Origin of the sequence: Caulobacter sp. S45 (assembly GCF_903642205.1) — a bacterium.
Classification (GTDB): Bacteria; Pseudomonadota; Alphaproteobacteria; order Caulobacterales; family Caulobacteraceae; genus CAHJWH01.
In genome coordinates, this window is record NZ_CAHJWH010000005.1 from 1 (window position 1) to 13,610 (window position 13,610).

At 70.1% G+C, this 13,610-nt stretch carries 10 protein-coding genes; 5 read left to right on the forward strand and 5 right to left on the reverse strand.

All coding sequences use genetic code 11. The annotated features are described in order from the left end of the window. The 3 genes from trpA to HUV06_RS01200 form a co-directional block, all read right to left on the reverse strand. Positions 1 to 731, reverse strand: a 731-nt coding sequence (trpA, locus tag HUV06_RS01190) for a tryptophan synthase subunit alpha (protein ID WP_174299440.1), incomplete at its 3' end; no start/stop codon positions are given. Next, a complete protein-coding gene (gene trpB, locus HUV06_RS01195) occupies positions 728 to 1,966 on the reverse strand; it encodes a tryptophan synthase subunit beta (RefSeq protein WP_174299441.1) in 1,239 nt (412 codons plus the stop codon). The genes trpB and trpA, both read right to left, overlap by 4 nt. A gap of 44 nt (positions 1,967 to 2,010) precedes the next feature. Continuing rightward, positions 2,011 to 2,655 (reverse strand): phosphoribosylanthranilate isomerase, encoded by a 645-nt coding sequence (locus HUV06_RS01200; RefSeq protein ID WP_174299442.1) that lies wholly within the window; start codon positions 2,653 to 2,655, stop codon positions 2,011 to 2,013. Positions 2,656 to 2,767: 112 nt separating this feature from the next. Between HUV06_RS01200 and HUV06_RS01205 the strand changes: the two genes are divergently transcribed. Together HUV06_RS01205 and HUV06_RS01210 are read left to right on the forward strand one after the other, a co-directional pair. Further along, on the forward strand, positions 2,768 to 3,016 hold the full coding sequence (locus HUV06_RS01205; protein WP_174299443.1) for a DUF6356 family protein: 249 nt from the start codon (positions 2,768 to 2,770) through the stop codon (positions 3,014 to 3,016). Positions 3,017 to 3,138: 122 nt separating this feature from the next. Then, positions 3,139 to 4,152: a hypothetical protein gene (locus tag HUV06_RS01210; protein WP_174299444.1), complete on the forward strand. Its 1,014-nt coding sequence runs from the start codon at positions 3,139 to 3,141 to the stop codon at positions 4,150 to 4,152. On the opposite strand, the gene HUV06_RS01215 is transcribed toward HUV06_RS01210, so the two are convergent. Both HUV06_RS01215 and HUV06_RS01220 read right to left on the reverse strand, forming a co-directional pair. After that, complete coding sequence (locus HUV06_RS01215; RefSeq protein WP_174299445.1) at positions 4,120 to 6,153, reverse strand: capsular polysaccharide biosynthesis protein; 2,034 nt, start codon at positions 6,151 to 6,153, stop codon at positions 4,120 to 4,122. The genes HUV06_RS01210 and HUV06_RS01215 overlap by 33 nt on opposite strands. Further along, on the reverse strand, positions 6,150 to 7,535 hold the full coding sequence (locus HUV06_RS01220; RefSeq protein ID WP_217433582.1) for a hypothetical protein: 1,386 nt from the start codon (positions 7,533 to 7,535) through the stop codon (positions 6,150 to 6,152). Before HUV06_RS01220 ends, HUV06_RS01215 begins: the two co-directional genes overlap by 4 nt. 234 nt (positions 7,536 to 7,769) lie before the next feature. Here HUV06_RS01220 and HUV06_RS01225 point away from each other — a divergent pair, with 234 nt between their 5' ends. From HUV06_RS01225 to HUV06_RS01235, 3 genes are all read left to right on the forward strand, one after another. Further along, complete coding sequence (locus tag HUV06_RS01225; RefSeq protein ID WP_174299447.1) at positions 7,770 to 9,425, forward strand: glycosyltransferase family 2 protein; 1,656 nt, start codon at positions 7,770 to 7,772, stop codon at positions 9,423 to 9,425. A 98-nt stretch (positions 9,426 to 9,523) separates the two neighbouring features. Continuing rightward, positions 9,524 to 12,679 carry a glycosyltransferase family 4 protein gene (locus HUV06_RS01230; protein WP_174299448.1) on the forward strand — a complete coding sequence of 1,052 codons (3,156 nt, stop codon included), beginning with the start codon at positions 9,524 to 9,526 and terminating at the stop codon, positions 12,677 to 12,679. A gap of 2 nt (positions 12,680 to 12,681) precedes the next feature. Then, positions 12,682 to 13,605 carry an NAD-dependent epimerase/dehydratase family protein gene (locus HUV06_RS01235; protein WP_254600817.1) on the forward strand — a complete coding sequence of 308 codons (924 nt, stop codon included), beginning with the start codon at positions 12,682 to 12,684 and terminating at the stop codon, positions 13,603 to 13,605. Positions 13,606 to 13,610 lie beyond the last annotated feature (5 nt).

The following is a 13,610-nucleotide window of genomic DNA, read 5'->3' on the forward strand; positions in this document are numbered from 1 at the left end:
GCCGCCACGATCTCATCGACCAGGGCGGAGCCCACCACCGCCGCATCCGCCACTCGGGCGATGGCGGCGGCGCGCTCGGGCGTGCGGATGCCGAAGCCCACCGCCACCGGCAGCCCGGTGGCCACGCGCACCCGCTCCACCGCCGGCGCGACGGAGGCCGCGTCCGCCTCCTTGCCCCCGGTTACCCCCGCCACCGAGACATAGTAGACGAAGCCGCCAGTGCGGTGCGCCACCACCTTCAGCCTCTCGGCGTCGGTTGTGGGGGTGGCCAGGCGGATGAGGTGCATCCCCTGCGCCTCCAGGGCGTCGGACAGGGGGTCGGCCTCCTCCGGCGGGCAGTCCACCACGATCAGGCCGTCCACCCCCGCCTCCGCCGCATCGCGGGCGAAGCGGGGGAAGCCATAGGCCTCCAGGTTGTTCAGATAGCCCATCAGCACGATGGGCGTGGCGTTGTCGCCCTGGCGGAAGTCGCGCACCAGCTCGATCGTGCCCCTCAGCCGCATGCCGCCGGCGAGCGCCCTCTGCGCGGCGCGCTGGATGGGGACGCCCTCGGCCATGGGGTCGGAGAAGGGAAAGCCCAGTTCGATGATGTCCGCCCCCGCCCCGGGCAGGCCGCGTAGGATATCCAGCGAGGTCGCGCGGTCCGGGTCGCCCGCCATGACGTAGGCGATGAAGGCGGCGCGCCCCTCACGCCTCAGGGCGGCGAAGCGCACGTCGATGCGGTTGGTCAAATGGTCCGCCCCAACTCGGCGGCGACGGTGAAGATGTCCTTGTCGCCGCGGCCGGAGAGCGACACGGCGATCAGGCCATCCTTCCCCAGCTCCCGCGCCAGATCGCCCAGCTTGGCGATGGCGTGGGCCGTCTCCAGCGCCGGGATGATCCCCTCCAGTTCGGCGCACAGCTTGAACGCCTCCAGCGCCTCGGCGTCGGTGCAGTCGCGGTACTCCGCCCGGCCGACGTCAAACAGGAAGGCGTGCTCGGGCCCAATGCCGGGATAGTCCAGTCCCGCCGAGATCGAGTGCGCGTCGGCGATCTGTCCGTCCTCGTCCTGCAGCAGGTAGGTGCGGTTGCCGTGCAGCACCCCCGGCCGCCCGCCGGTCAGCGAGGCGGCGTGCTTGGCGGTGTGCAGCCCGTGGCCGGACGCCTCCACGCCCACCAGCCGCACGCCCTCGTCGTTCAGGAAGGGGTGGAACATGCCGATGGCGTTGGAGCCGCCGCCCACGCAGGCCACCACCGCATCCGGCAGCCGGCCCTCCGCCTCAAGCATCTGGGCCCGCGTCTCGCTCCCGATCACCGACTGGAAGTCGCGCACCATGGCCGGATAGGGATGGGGGCCCGCGGCGGTGCCGATGATGTAGTAGGTGTCGTGGACGTTGGTCACCCAGTCGCGCATGGCCTCGTTCATGGCGTCCTTCAGGGTCGCCGCCCCGCTGGTCACCGGCGTCACGGTCGCCCCCAGCAGGTTCATGCGGAACACGTTGGGCTTCTGCCGCTCCACGTCGACCGCGCCCATGTAGACGAAGCACGGCAGGCCGAAGCGGGCGCAGACGGTGGCGGTGGCGACACCGTGCTGGCCGGCGCCGGTCTCGGCGATGATGCGCGTCTTGCCCATGCGGAGCGCCAGCAGGATCTGGCCCATGCAGTTGTTGATCTTGTGCGCGCCGGTGTGGTTCAGCTCCTCGCGCTTGAAGTAGATCTTCGCCCCGCCGAAATGCTGCGTCAGTCGCTCGGCGAAGTAGAGCGGGCTGGGGCGCCCGACATAGTGGGTGAGGAAGCCTCGCAGCTCGTCCTGGAAGGCCGGGTCGGTCTTGGCCCGGGCGTATTCGCGCTCCAGCTCCAGCACCAGAGGCATCAGCGTCTCGGCCACGTAGCGGCCGCCGAACTCGCCGAAGCGGCCTCGAGCGTCGGGATAGGCGCTGTAGTCGTTCGGCCGCATCGCAGGCGTGGGCTTGATCGGTGCGTTCATGCTCTTGGGAACCCGCGGGGCCTCCGGGCGATCCGCCGCCGTCCTCAGGCTCTGCGGACGGCCTCCAGGAAGGCCCGGATCAACGCAGGGTCTTTAACGCCCGGAGCGCGCTCCACGCCAGAGGAAACGTCCACCCGGGAGGCCCCCGACGCCGCCACGGCCGCCGCCACGTTGCCCGCCTCCAGCCCCCCCGCCAGGAACCAGGGGCATGCGAAGGTCCACCCAGCGAGGATCGAGGCATCGAATCCTGCCCCGTTGCCCCCGGGCAGGATTGCGTCCGCAGATGGCTTGGCGTCGAACATCAGCTGGTCGGCCACGTCCTCAAACGCCCGCGCGGCCTCCAGGTCGGCGGGCTCCGACACCCGCAGCGCCCGGATCACCCCGACCCCGGTGCGCGCCCGCACCCCGGCCACCCGCGCAGGCGTCTCGTTTCCGTGCAGCTGGATCAACTCGGGCGCGAGCGTGGCCATGATCGCATCCAGCTCGGCGTCCGATGCCTCCACCGTCACCGCGACCGCCTTCACCCCCGCGGCCCGCGCGGGACGGGCGAGTTCGGCCGCCTGTGCGGGCGCGAGGTTGCGCGGGCTCTTGGTGAAGAACACGAACCCCACATAGGCCGCTCCCCCCTCCACAGCCGCCTGGACGTCCTCGGGCGTGGATAGGCCGCAGATCTTGGTGGCGACGGGCATGGGTGGAGTCGGCTTCCTTAAGGACGCGTGCGCCGGCGGCATGCGGCCATCTGTGGGGTCGACTTGCACCACCAGTCGGCTAGTGTTCAACGCAGAATCAAGGAGCCTGGGTTTGGAAAGGCTGTTTCTCTCCCACCCGCGCTCGGTAGGCGAGACCTATTTCGAGCATCAACGGGCGGCGCTCGGGGTGGCGGCGGTCCTCTTGGGGGCCTTTGTGGCCTGCCTGGTCCACGCCATCGTGCCGCATCTGTTCCAGGCCACCGCGAGCGAAAAGATCAACAGGCTCCACCTGCAGCTGTCGGAGCGTCGGCGGTCGGCGCTTCTGGATGCGGGTCCACGCCACGGCGAGCGCATCGTCTGAGCCTCGGCGACGGGGTTGCGGGTCGGCGGGCGGGATTGGACCGCAAATCCGCATCGTCGGCCCCGTATGGGATCGCATCAAGGCTGAGGGCGAGCGGTCGGTCCGCACCCTTCCGCCGTGTGGTGGCGGTCTGCAATGGGCCGAACCCCTCGTTCGACTACTATCTGGCGCCTCGGCTCGCCGCCGCGACTGGACTGGACGTCACGCTGGCCGAGCTTCGGCGGCCCTGGGCGCTGAAGGACGACGCCCTGGACGACGCCCTGGTCCTGTTCTGCCGCTACGTCAGCGCGAGCTGGCTGGGGCGGCTGGAGCGCCGCCCGCCATCCGCCTGCGCCCTGTTCCTGGATGACGACTTGGCAGCCTTGGCCATCGACCCGGCCACGCCCCCCGCCTACCGCCGACGGGTCTGGCGTTGGGGGCCCTCGCAGTGGCCGAGCCTGGCGCGCCGGCTGCACTGCCTGATGGTCTCCACCCCTGTGCTGGCGGAGCGGTTCGCCGGCTGTGGGCCCGTGGTGCTGCCGCCGCTGGCGGGGACTGACGAGCTGCGTCTCCGGTCTTCGGGACACTTCGAGGCGCCGAAATTCGGCTTCCACGCCACAGCCGTCCACGTCGCCGAACACCGATGGCTTGCACCGATCGTTCGGGCGGTCCTGGACGCGACGCCCGGCTTGCAGGTCGAGGTGGTGGCCAACGGTTCGGCGGCTCGGTTTTGGGACCATCCGCGGGTCCACGTGGCGCCCCAGAGGCCTTGGCCCGAATACAAGGCGCGACAGCTGGACGGGGCGCTGGACCTGCTGCTGGCGCCGCTGCTCCCGGGACGCGCCAACCAGGCCCGGGCGGCGGTCAAGCGCATCGACGCGGCGCGGGTGGGGGCCGCCCTGGTCGTGTCTGACGCGGAGATCTATGGCGTGACCCGGGCGGAGCGGGAGGAGGGCATGCACCTGCCCCTGGACGCGAACGCCTGGATCGAAGGGCTGACGGCGCTGGCCGGGTCTCCGGACCGGCTGCGCCGTCTGGCGGCGCTGAACCGCCAAGTGCTGTCGGAGGAAAGGTCGCGGGCCAGGCCCCTGGTGGAGCCCGCCGGAGCGGAAGGTTGGTGGCGGCTATCCTCGCAGGACGAGCCGGGCCCAGCCTAGCAGGCGCCCGGCGTTCCACACGGCCTGCATCTTTGCGGGCGCGCCCTGCTGCAGCAGGTCTACGGCGTCCTCCGCCTCGATCGGCAGGCCCGTCCGGGGATCGACATAGAGCGGATAGAGCAGCAGCGCCGCCGCCACCAGGGCGTCCAGGACCAAGGGCCGCCTGGCGCGCGGCCATGCCAGGCTGTCCTGGGTGAGGCCGAGGCCGGCATAGAAGGGAAGGCCGTAGGTCGCCACCTTGCGCCCTCGCAGCAGCGCTTCGAAGCCCAGGAGAGAGGTGAGGGTGTGGACCTCGTCGGCGACCTGCAGCGCCGCCGATGCGCTCCAGCCGTCCAGGACCATGTCGGCGGCGGCCACGGCGTCCGCACGCGGGACCCGGCCCGGCCGATGGCCGCTCTCCACCTCCGGATGGGGCTTGTAGAGGATGCGCGCATCGGGGTGCGCGGCGCGGACGGCGCGCAGCAGGTCGAGGTTGCGGGAGAGGCCAGGCGCGCTCCATCGGATGGAGCCGTTCGTCTCCACCTGACCTGGAACAAGCACGACACGCCGGCTGTCGGGGATGAAGTCGTGCGCGACGCCGGCCAGGTCGTACTTGCCAGGGCCGGTGTCGACCAGCCGGCCGCGCAGCCGGGCCGCTCGCTCGAGCAGCGCCGGCGTGAACGTCGTCTCCGCCAGGATCCGCTCCAAACGGCTGTCAGCACGGGTGTCGTGATAGATGCCGACATCGTCCAGGACGAAAGACACGGCCTGGCGGAAGTCGGACCCGAGCCCGAGGGATCGAAGGAAGCCGTCCTCCATCCGCAGCAAGGGCAGGCGCAGCCCGCCCGCCCGGTCGGCCAGCCCGGCAGGCTCCCGAGGCGCCCAGACCGCCACCGCCGCGCCAGCCTGCGCCGCCCAGCCGAGGGCGCGCCGCTCCGATCCCTGGAAGCGCACCTCGCGGGCCGCCCGCTGGAGGAAGGGCAGGAGCTGGGGGCGTTTCCAATGCTGCAGTCCGAGCGCCACGATCCGCTCTCGCCCGGGCCTGCGGCGGGCGGCGACCAGGCGGCGCCCCGTGATCAGTCCGTCGCAGGCGACGCCCCGGACGGGATCGAGGTAACGGGGATAGCGATGGTAGGCGGCGGCGAAGACCTGCTCCAGGCTTGGCCGGGCCCGGCGGCGAGCGCTCGCCAGGTGGTCCTGCGTCAGGCCCCAGCCGGCATAGAAGGGCAGGCCGAAGCAGCTTACCGCCGCGCCTGCGACCAGGGCCTCGAAGCCCCCCAGGCTGGTGACGGTATAGACGCGCAACGCCCGGCGAGCCTGCTCGGGCCAGTTCGCCCCCTGCGAGTCGAGCTCCACGCCCCGCCGGTGGGCCAGCTCGGTCAGATAGGCGCGGCGTCGCCCGGCGATGACGTCCGGATGGGTTCGGACGAGCACGCGCGCGCCGGGGTTCTCGGTTATGGCGGCGTCGAGCATGGCCTCGAACGTCTCCACGCCGGCCCCGCCGGCGGAAACGGAGATGTCGCCGCGGGTCTGGTCCAGCACGTACACGGTCGAAGGCGTGGAGGTTTTGCTTCCGCCGTGGAGTGGCGCGTCCTCATTGTACTTGGTCAGCCGCTCGGCGCGCACCAGCTGGAGCAGCTCGAGGGCGTTGGGGCCCGGTTCGAGCCCCGCCTCGATCAGGGCTTCCAGACGGGAGGGCGTGGAGGCGTCGTAATGGACGCCCACGTCGTCGACCAGCAGGCTCCAGGGCTGCGCGCCGGTCACGCCCAGGCCGGCCGAACGCAGGAAGCCGTCCTCAAGCGCCAGATAGGGCAGACCCAGCCGGGCCGCCTCCTTCCGGGCGCGGGACGCGGTGGGGCGATGGCCCCAGCCGGCGATCGCCGCAAGCTCGCCCACGCCGCGTCCGACCATGCCGACCGGTTCGCCCCAGGGCTCCAGGAAAACCGAAAGTCCGGGCGTGCGAAGCAGCTTCCGCGAGAAGACGCCGACCTTGGCCCGTCGCGAGCCCGAAACCGGCGTCACCGCTCCGCGTCCTGCAGGAACTCGGCCCGGAGCGCCATGAGCGTGTCCAGCAGGGCGGAGGCGTCCTCGTGCAGAGCGTAGGGCAGCAATCGTCCGGTGGAGAGCCGGCGCAGCCGGGCGGCGATGGCGCCGATGTCGAAAGCGATGGCGAACAGGCCGTGGCGCAGCACGTGGGTCAGGGTGAACGACCAGGTCTCCGGCCAGATGGCCGGAAAGAAGGTGGCGTGGGGCGCTATCTGGTCCAGCAGCTCGGCCACCTGACCCTCGGCATACCGCCCGTGCACGGCGACGCCTTCGCGGCGCAGGGCGCGTGCGCCCGAACTGTCGCCGAGCAGGGTCAGTCGGATCGGCGCGCCGGTGAGCCGTATGCGGCGGGCGAGCCGAAGCACCACGTCATAGCCCTTGGGCTGGTTGAGGCCGCCGAGAATGACCAGGTGCAGGGCTTCTCCGGCGAGCAGGCGAGGCCTTGCCGGGAGCGTCGCCGGGTCCGCCTCAGGCTCCCAGACCTCGATCGCGACGTCTTTGAAGACGCGCTGCAGGCGAGTCGCCAGATCAGTGCTCGGCGCACTGACCCGCACGGCGCCGGTGAGCAGTTCGTTCGCTCCCGCCCGCCATGACTGCCTCGCCGCGCCTCCCGGGCAACCTGCACAGGCTCGGTCCGGCAGATCGCAGAAGCGGCCTTCCGCATCCACCAGGTTCACGCGCGGACAGGCCAGATAATAGTCGTGCAGCAGGACCTCGTACTCCAGTCCCAGGCCGGACGCCCACGCCTTGGCCCAGGCGAAGGCGCCCGGCGGGAGGTCGATCAGGTGGTTGAACACCACGCGTTCGACGCGAAGGGACGCCATCAGGTCGGCGCTGTCCTTCGACAGCAGTTGAGAGCGCTGCGTCCCGTCTGCGTCGGCGATCACATACAGCGGCCGCCGCGCGCCGATCCGGCGGGTCCGCAGCGGGCGAAAACCCTCCGCGACGAGGCGGGCCGAGTAGTGATCGAGATATCCCGTGCTGCCGCCGCCCCGGGCATGGTCCAGGATCAGGGCCGCCGGCCGATCGGGCGTCCCGACCAGGGCGAGCGAGGGCGCCGGCTCCCGTCCCGCACTGCGACCCGTCCTCAGATAATGCAGGTAGGGCGCTCCCGGCGGGACGCCGCGGCTGGACTGGCGGTAGTGACGCGGATCGAAGTGCAGGGCCGGCGAGAAGCCCTGGCGGTGTCCGAGCAGGAGGTAATGCAAGGCCGGGTCCCGGGCCGCCATTGCGGCGAACCGAGCCTTGTCGAACTGCAGAAGGTAGAAGTCCGGCTCGAAACAAGGCTCCAGCAGGCGAAGGTCGCGCGCGTGGATCGCTCGCAGCCGCGCGCGAAGCCAGGGTGGCCGGCCGAACACCAAGTCCCGAACAAGACCTCGCCACGACCGGACCAGGCGCTGGGTCGCCGGACGGCTCCAGCGGTCCAGTCCCCCTGACCCGCTCGCCCCCATGATCCGACGATGCCGCAGAACCCGCCTCCCCGCGACACACATAGGCTGCGCCTGGAACGGGCTCCAGTGGTACACCGCCGCACGTCGAGTTGGTTCGGGGAAAGCAGGTCCTTGCCGCCGCGCTCCAGAAGTTTCCGCAGCATGGCCGTCCGGTTGCGACGCCTCGTGCCGGTCCTGGCCGAGCGCCTCCGGCGCAAGCGGCCCGCCCTCGCGCGCGCGGGGATCGCCGCGCCGCTGATGCGGAGCCTGGCGGACCGCCTGCTGCGCTCCGGGCTGTTCGACGCTGCAGCCTATGCCCGCTCACTCGCCCGTCCGCAGGCCACTCCCCTGGCCTGCGCGCTCCACTATCTGCGGGAGCCTTCCCCGGCCGTGCAGGCGGCCCAGCCCCGGTTCGACGCCGCGCGCTACCGCGCCGCGAGCGGGCTAGGCGGTCGGGATGACCTGCTGACCTATTTCGCCGTCCGGGGTCGCCACCCGGAGGCGGCGCTGGTCGGGTTCGATCCGGCCGCATACCTGCAGGCCAATCCCGACCTGAGGCTGCAGGGGTGCGACCCCATCCGCCATTACCTGCAGCGGGGCCGCTGGGAGAACCGCTGGTCTGCTGGACCCGAGCTCGAGCTCGAGGGCGATGGCCCGGACCCGAGCTGGATCGCAAGCCTGCAGCCAAAGACCGCCGCCCCTCCGCAGGTCTGGGTGATCGTGCCGGTGCATGACGCCCGAGCGAAGACGCTGCTATGCCTGCGCAGCCTCCTGAGCGCCGCCTGCGAGCTTCCCCACCGGGTTCTGGTGGTGGACGACGCCTCGTCCGACCCGCAGCTTCGGGCGGAACTGGCGGCGCTGGCGCAGATCGCCCGCATCGATCTGGTCACCAGCGACACCAACCTTGGCTTCTCCGCGGCCGTGAACCTCGGTCTGAAAACCTGCGCAGGCTGCGACGTCGTCCTGCTGAACAGTGACACGGAGGTTTTCGACGGCTGGCTGGACCGGCTGCATCGGGTCGCCCGCTCACACGCGCGGGTCGGAACGGTGACGCCCTTGTCCAACTCGGCCACTATCCTCTCCTACCCGATCCAGCTGCGCGACAACCCCGCGCCGCTGGAGCTCGGCTGGGCGGCGCTCGACGGCATCTTCGCGAGCCGGAGCCATGCTCCCCTGGAGGCGCCCACGGCCGTCGGCTTCTGCATGTACATCACCCGGGCCTGCCTGGCGGAGACGGGCGGATTGGACGGCGAGGCTTTTCCGCACGGCTATGGCGAGGAGAACGACTTCTGCCTGCGCGCCGCCGCCGGGGGCTGGCGGCACATGGTCGCCGCCGACACCTTCGTGGCCCATCACGGAGCGGCCAGCTTTGGATCGCGTCGGCCGGGCCTTGTCGCGGCCGGATTGAAGATACTGTCGGCCCGCTATCCCCATTATCGCTCGCAGGTGGACGATTTCATCGCCCGCGATCCCCTGGCCGCGCTCCGCCTCGATGCGGATGTCCTGCGGCAAAAGGCGCGCTACCCAGCTGGAACGGCCCTGCATTGTGTACGGGAGCGGCGCGAAACGGGCGGACTCCAGCTGGTCTTTGATCCCACCCGGGGCGAACTGCTTCTCTTTAGTCCTTCAGCTCCCGTCATGCCCAATCTGCCCGCGCTGGATGTTCTGCGCCGTCCAGCTCAGGCAGCTGAACTCTTGCGCCGACTGGGCGCCACCCGCCTGATGCTGCAGGATCAGCGCTGGATCGGACCTGAACGGACGCGTGCGTTGACCGAGCTCGCCCGCGGCTCAAACCTTGAGATTTCGGCTGATGGCTGAGCACACGATGCAAATTGACGCTGACGCGGCGCTGGGTCGCTGGGGTGGGTCCAAGCAGGTTGCCGCCAGGGCGCGGGCGGCCTAAGCCGGGACTCGCTATGACTGCTTCCATCGATGGTCTCCTTACCGGCGCTGACGCCTCCCATGCGGAGGTCCACGTCAGCGAGCTTGAACGGCTGCTCTGCGCGCCGGACGCCATCGGCTCGATCGACCGGCTCATCCCGCGCGTGGCGGATGCATGGAGCCTGCAGTTTCCGGGCCTCAACTCCTTACCCCGGATGGACGGGGCCTTTCGGCCGCTGCGCATCTGCATCGCCACCGAGGATATCGTCGGCCCTGTCCGCAACGGCGGGATCGGCACCACCTATGCCGCCCTGGCCGAACTCCTGGCGTCGCTCGGCCACGACACCACGATCCTCTATCTCAAGGGAAGGGAGGTGGAGACCGAAAGTATCGAGCACTGGATCAACTACTACGCCGAGAAGGGCGTGCGCTTCGTCCCGGTCCCGAACTACGCCGCCGCCGACCAGTTCCGCACCAGCTCGGACCGGTGGCTCCAGGCGCCCTACAACATGCTCCGTTTTCTGCTCGCGACACCCATGGACGTGGTGCACGTCTCCGAATGGCGGGGTTCGGCCTATCTGAGCCTGCTGGCCAAGCGCCAGGGACTGGCGTTCGCGGAGACGCTGTTCGTGGTGAAGACCTCCTCGCCCTGGATGTGGAACCGGCTCTATGGCTCCCAGCCTCTGGAGCGCATCGAGGACCTCGCCAAGGTGCATGCCGAGCGCCAGAGCGTGGAACTGGCCGACATGGTCATCGGCGGCAGCCTGCACCTGCTGCGCTGGATGGCCAGCCAGGGCTACGACATCCCTCGGCGGCGCACCTTCGTGCAGCCCAACGTGGCCAGCTTCGACAAGCTCTCGCCGCTGATGAGCCATCGCTCGCTCACGCCCGGGCAGCGCACGCCGATCGACGAGATCGTCTTCTTCGGGCGCCTGGAGGCCCGCAAGGGCCTCTTCATCTTCTGCCAGGCGGTGAAGCGGCTGCGGCGCATGGGCGTGGCCCTGCCGCCAAAGATCACCTTCATGGGCAAGCCCGGCGCCAAGCTGACGGCGCGGCCGGACCAGACCATATTGGAATACATCGAAGACGAGACACGCGACTGGCCCGTCGAGATACAGGTGCTGTCGGAATACCAGCAGTACGAAGCCATCGACTACCTGCTCGGTGGCGCGCGGCTGGCGGTCATGCCGTCGGTGATCGAGAACTCCTCCATGGCCATCTACGAGGCCGCCATCTGCCAGGTGCCCTGCGTAGCCACGGCGGTCGGCGGCAATGCGGAGCTGATCGACCGCCGCGACTGGAGCGAGGTGCTCTGCGAGCCCAATCCGCGTTCGCTCGGCGATCAGCTGAAGGTCGCGCTGGAGCGGGGGGGCCACATACCGCGGCCGAGCTTCCACAATGAAGACAACCTGGAGGTCTGGCGTGACTTCCATCGGTCCCTCGGGGGCGGCCTGCTGGAGTGGCTGATCGCCCCCACGCGCCCGCTGGAGCACGAGGAGGCCAGCCCCAAGGTCTCGGTGTGCCTGTACTATACCGGCCGCGACGAGGCCTTGCGCGCAAGCCTGGAGAGCCTCGCCGCCCAGGAAGTCCTGCCATGCGAGGTCAGGATCGCGGTGGATGCGGACGACGCGGCTGCGTTCCAGCGCGCCGAAGCCCTGGCGGCGAACCTGCCCTTCCCGGCCAAGGTGGAGGAAGCCTTCGACCTCGACGCAGGCGGCGCGTTCAATCAGCTGGCTGAAGCGGCCGTAGGCGACTTCCTGCTGTTCCTTTGGGACGGCGCCACCTTGAAGCCGCAGGCGATCGGCGCGCTCGGCAAGGTCGCGGCCTCGAGTTCAGCCAAGGTCCTCAACTACTTCTATCGCGTCGAGCCCGCAGGCGCGGCGGCCGACGGCGGCGGCATACTGAAGGCGCTTGTTCTCGGCAGCACGACCGACGGCTTCTTCCGCAACGATGTCACCCAGCTGCCGCTGTTCGTCGCCCGGCAGACCTTCGCCTCGCTCGGCGGTTTCACGACCGACTATCGCGTGCTTTGCCACGATTACGAATTCGTGCTGAAGGCCCAGCTCTCGGGCGTGGTCTGCGAAACCGCCCTGATCGAGCTGGGCGCGGTTGAGCCCTGGGATCCGGAGTGGCTCAGTCGCAAGGGCTATGATCTGGCCACCAGCCAGTTCAGGGCCATTCGGCCGAAGCTCGCCGCCGCCCCGCTCAGCCTGCGCGACCTGCTTCTGGCCAGCAAGGGCCTGCAGGTGCGAGGCGGTGGTCCGCGGGGCTGGAAGCGACCCAAGGAGACCGAGGCGGTGCGCCAGGTCGACTCCCTGCTCGGGCGGCTGATGTCCACGACCGGCGAGCCCTCCCGGCCGCCGGCCTCCAAGCGGGCCAAGCCTCGCGATGGCGCCGGGCTCATGCGGCTGCTGGATACCGCCGAGGCGCCTCGGGCCGTGGCGCGCAAAGCCCCAGCCGAGGTTCCACCCCCGCCGTGGACCCGGCTGGAAGGTCTCACCGGCGTGGTTCGCGAGGGCAATATGTTCGGCCACTTCCTCGGCCTTCGCGACGACGTCCTCCACGGCTGGGCGTGCGATTTCGGCGCGCTCAACCGTACGCTCAAGGTCGAGGTGGAACTCGACGGGCGCCTCACCACCCAGACCGCCGACCGGCCTCTCTCGGTCATACTGGGGCAGCCGCGCGAGGTGCGGCGGCATGGTTTCGCGATTGCGCTGCCCGAGACCGCCCTCTCCAAGTTCCGTCGCGCGGCGGGTCGGCACGTGGCGCTGCGGGTGGCGGAGTCCGGCCTGGTGCTGGCGGAACTGGATCTGCCCGCGCGCGGGGCGGAACTGGCCCACTCCGAGGTGGAAGGCTATTGCGACGCCAGCGACAACGGCGTGCTCTACGGCTGGGCGTGGCGACCCAGCCAGGCCGACCGTCATGTGGACGTGGCGGTGTTCCTGGATGGCGAGCTGATGGCGCGCTTGCGGGCGGACCGCTATCGGGATGACCTCCGCCATCGTGGGGTCGGCGATGGCGAGCATGGCTTCAACGTCACCTTGCCCAAGGCCGTCACCGCCGAGGGATCGCACCGGATCGACGTGGTGGTCGCCGACAGCGGGCTGCCCCTGCTGCGGTCCCCGGTCTATTCAGAGGGCCGCGTCATCCGCATTTTGGCCTCTCCGAAGAAAAGGCGGTTCATGCTTTGAAGGTGCTCATCACCGGAGGCTGCGGCTTCATCGGCGCCAACCTCCTGCGTCGGCTTGAGGAGCGGGGCGGTGTGGACGTGGTGGTGCTCGACAACGAGACTCTCGGCCGGCGCGAGCACCTCGGCGAGTTCAGCGGCGAGTTCATCCACGGCGACATCCGCGACCTGGACCTGCTAGATCGGGTGCTGCCCGGCGTGGACGCCGTCGTCCACCTGGCCGCCGATACGCGCGTGCTGGACTCCATTGCGGAGCCCGGCCTGAACTTCGACGTCAATGTCCAGGGGACCTTCGGACTGCTCCAGGCGATGCGTCGAGCTGGCGTGCGGCGGCTGATCAATGCCTCCACTGGCGGCGCCATCATCGGCGAGGCCACGCCACCCGTGCACGAGGAGATGGTCGCGCGTCCGATCTCGCCCTACGGAGCCTCCAAGCTGGCGGTAGAGGGCTACTGCTCCGCCTTTGCGGGCAGTTACGGCTTCGACGCGGTCTCGCTGCGCTTCTCCAACGTCTACGGTCCGCGGTCCTTCCACAAGGGAAGCGTGGTGGCGGCCTTCTTCAAGACCATCCTTCGAGGCGAGCCTCTCATCGTCTACGGAGACGGGGAACAGACCCGCGACTTCGTCTATGTCGAGGATCTTTGTGACGGGATCGCGCAGGCCTTGGCCAAGCCCTGTTCGGGCGTCTTCCAGCTGGGGTCCGGCCGCCCGCTCTCGGTCAATGGGCTGATCGCAGCGATGCAGCCGGTGGTCGCGCCGCGATCTATCCCGGTCGATTACCGGCCGGCCCGCTCCGGCGAGGTCCTGAACACCTGGTGCCAGATCAGCCTCGCAGAACGGGTGCTGGGCTTTCGGCCGCAGACGCCGTTGCACGAGGGCCTCGCGCGGACCTGGGCCTGGTTCCTGTCGCAGCCCGCTCCGCCGGCGTGAGGCGT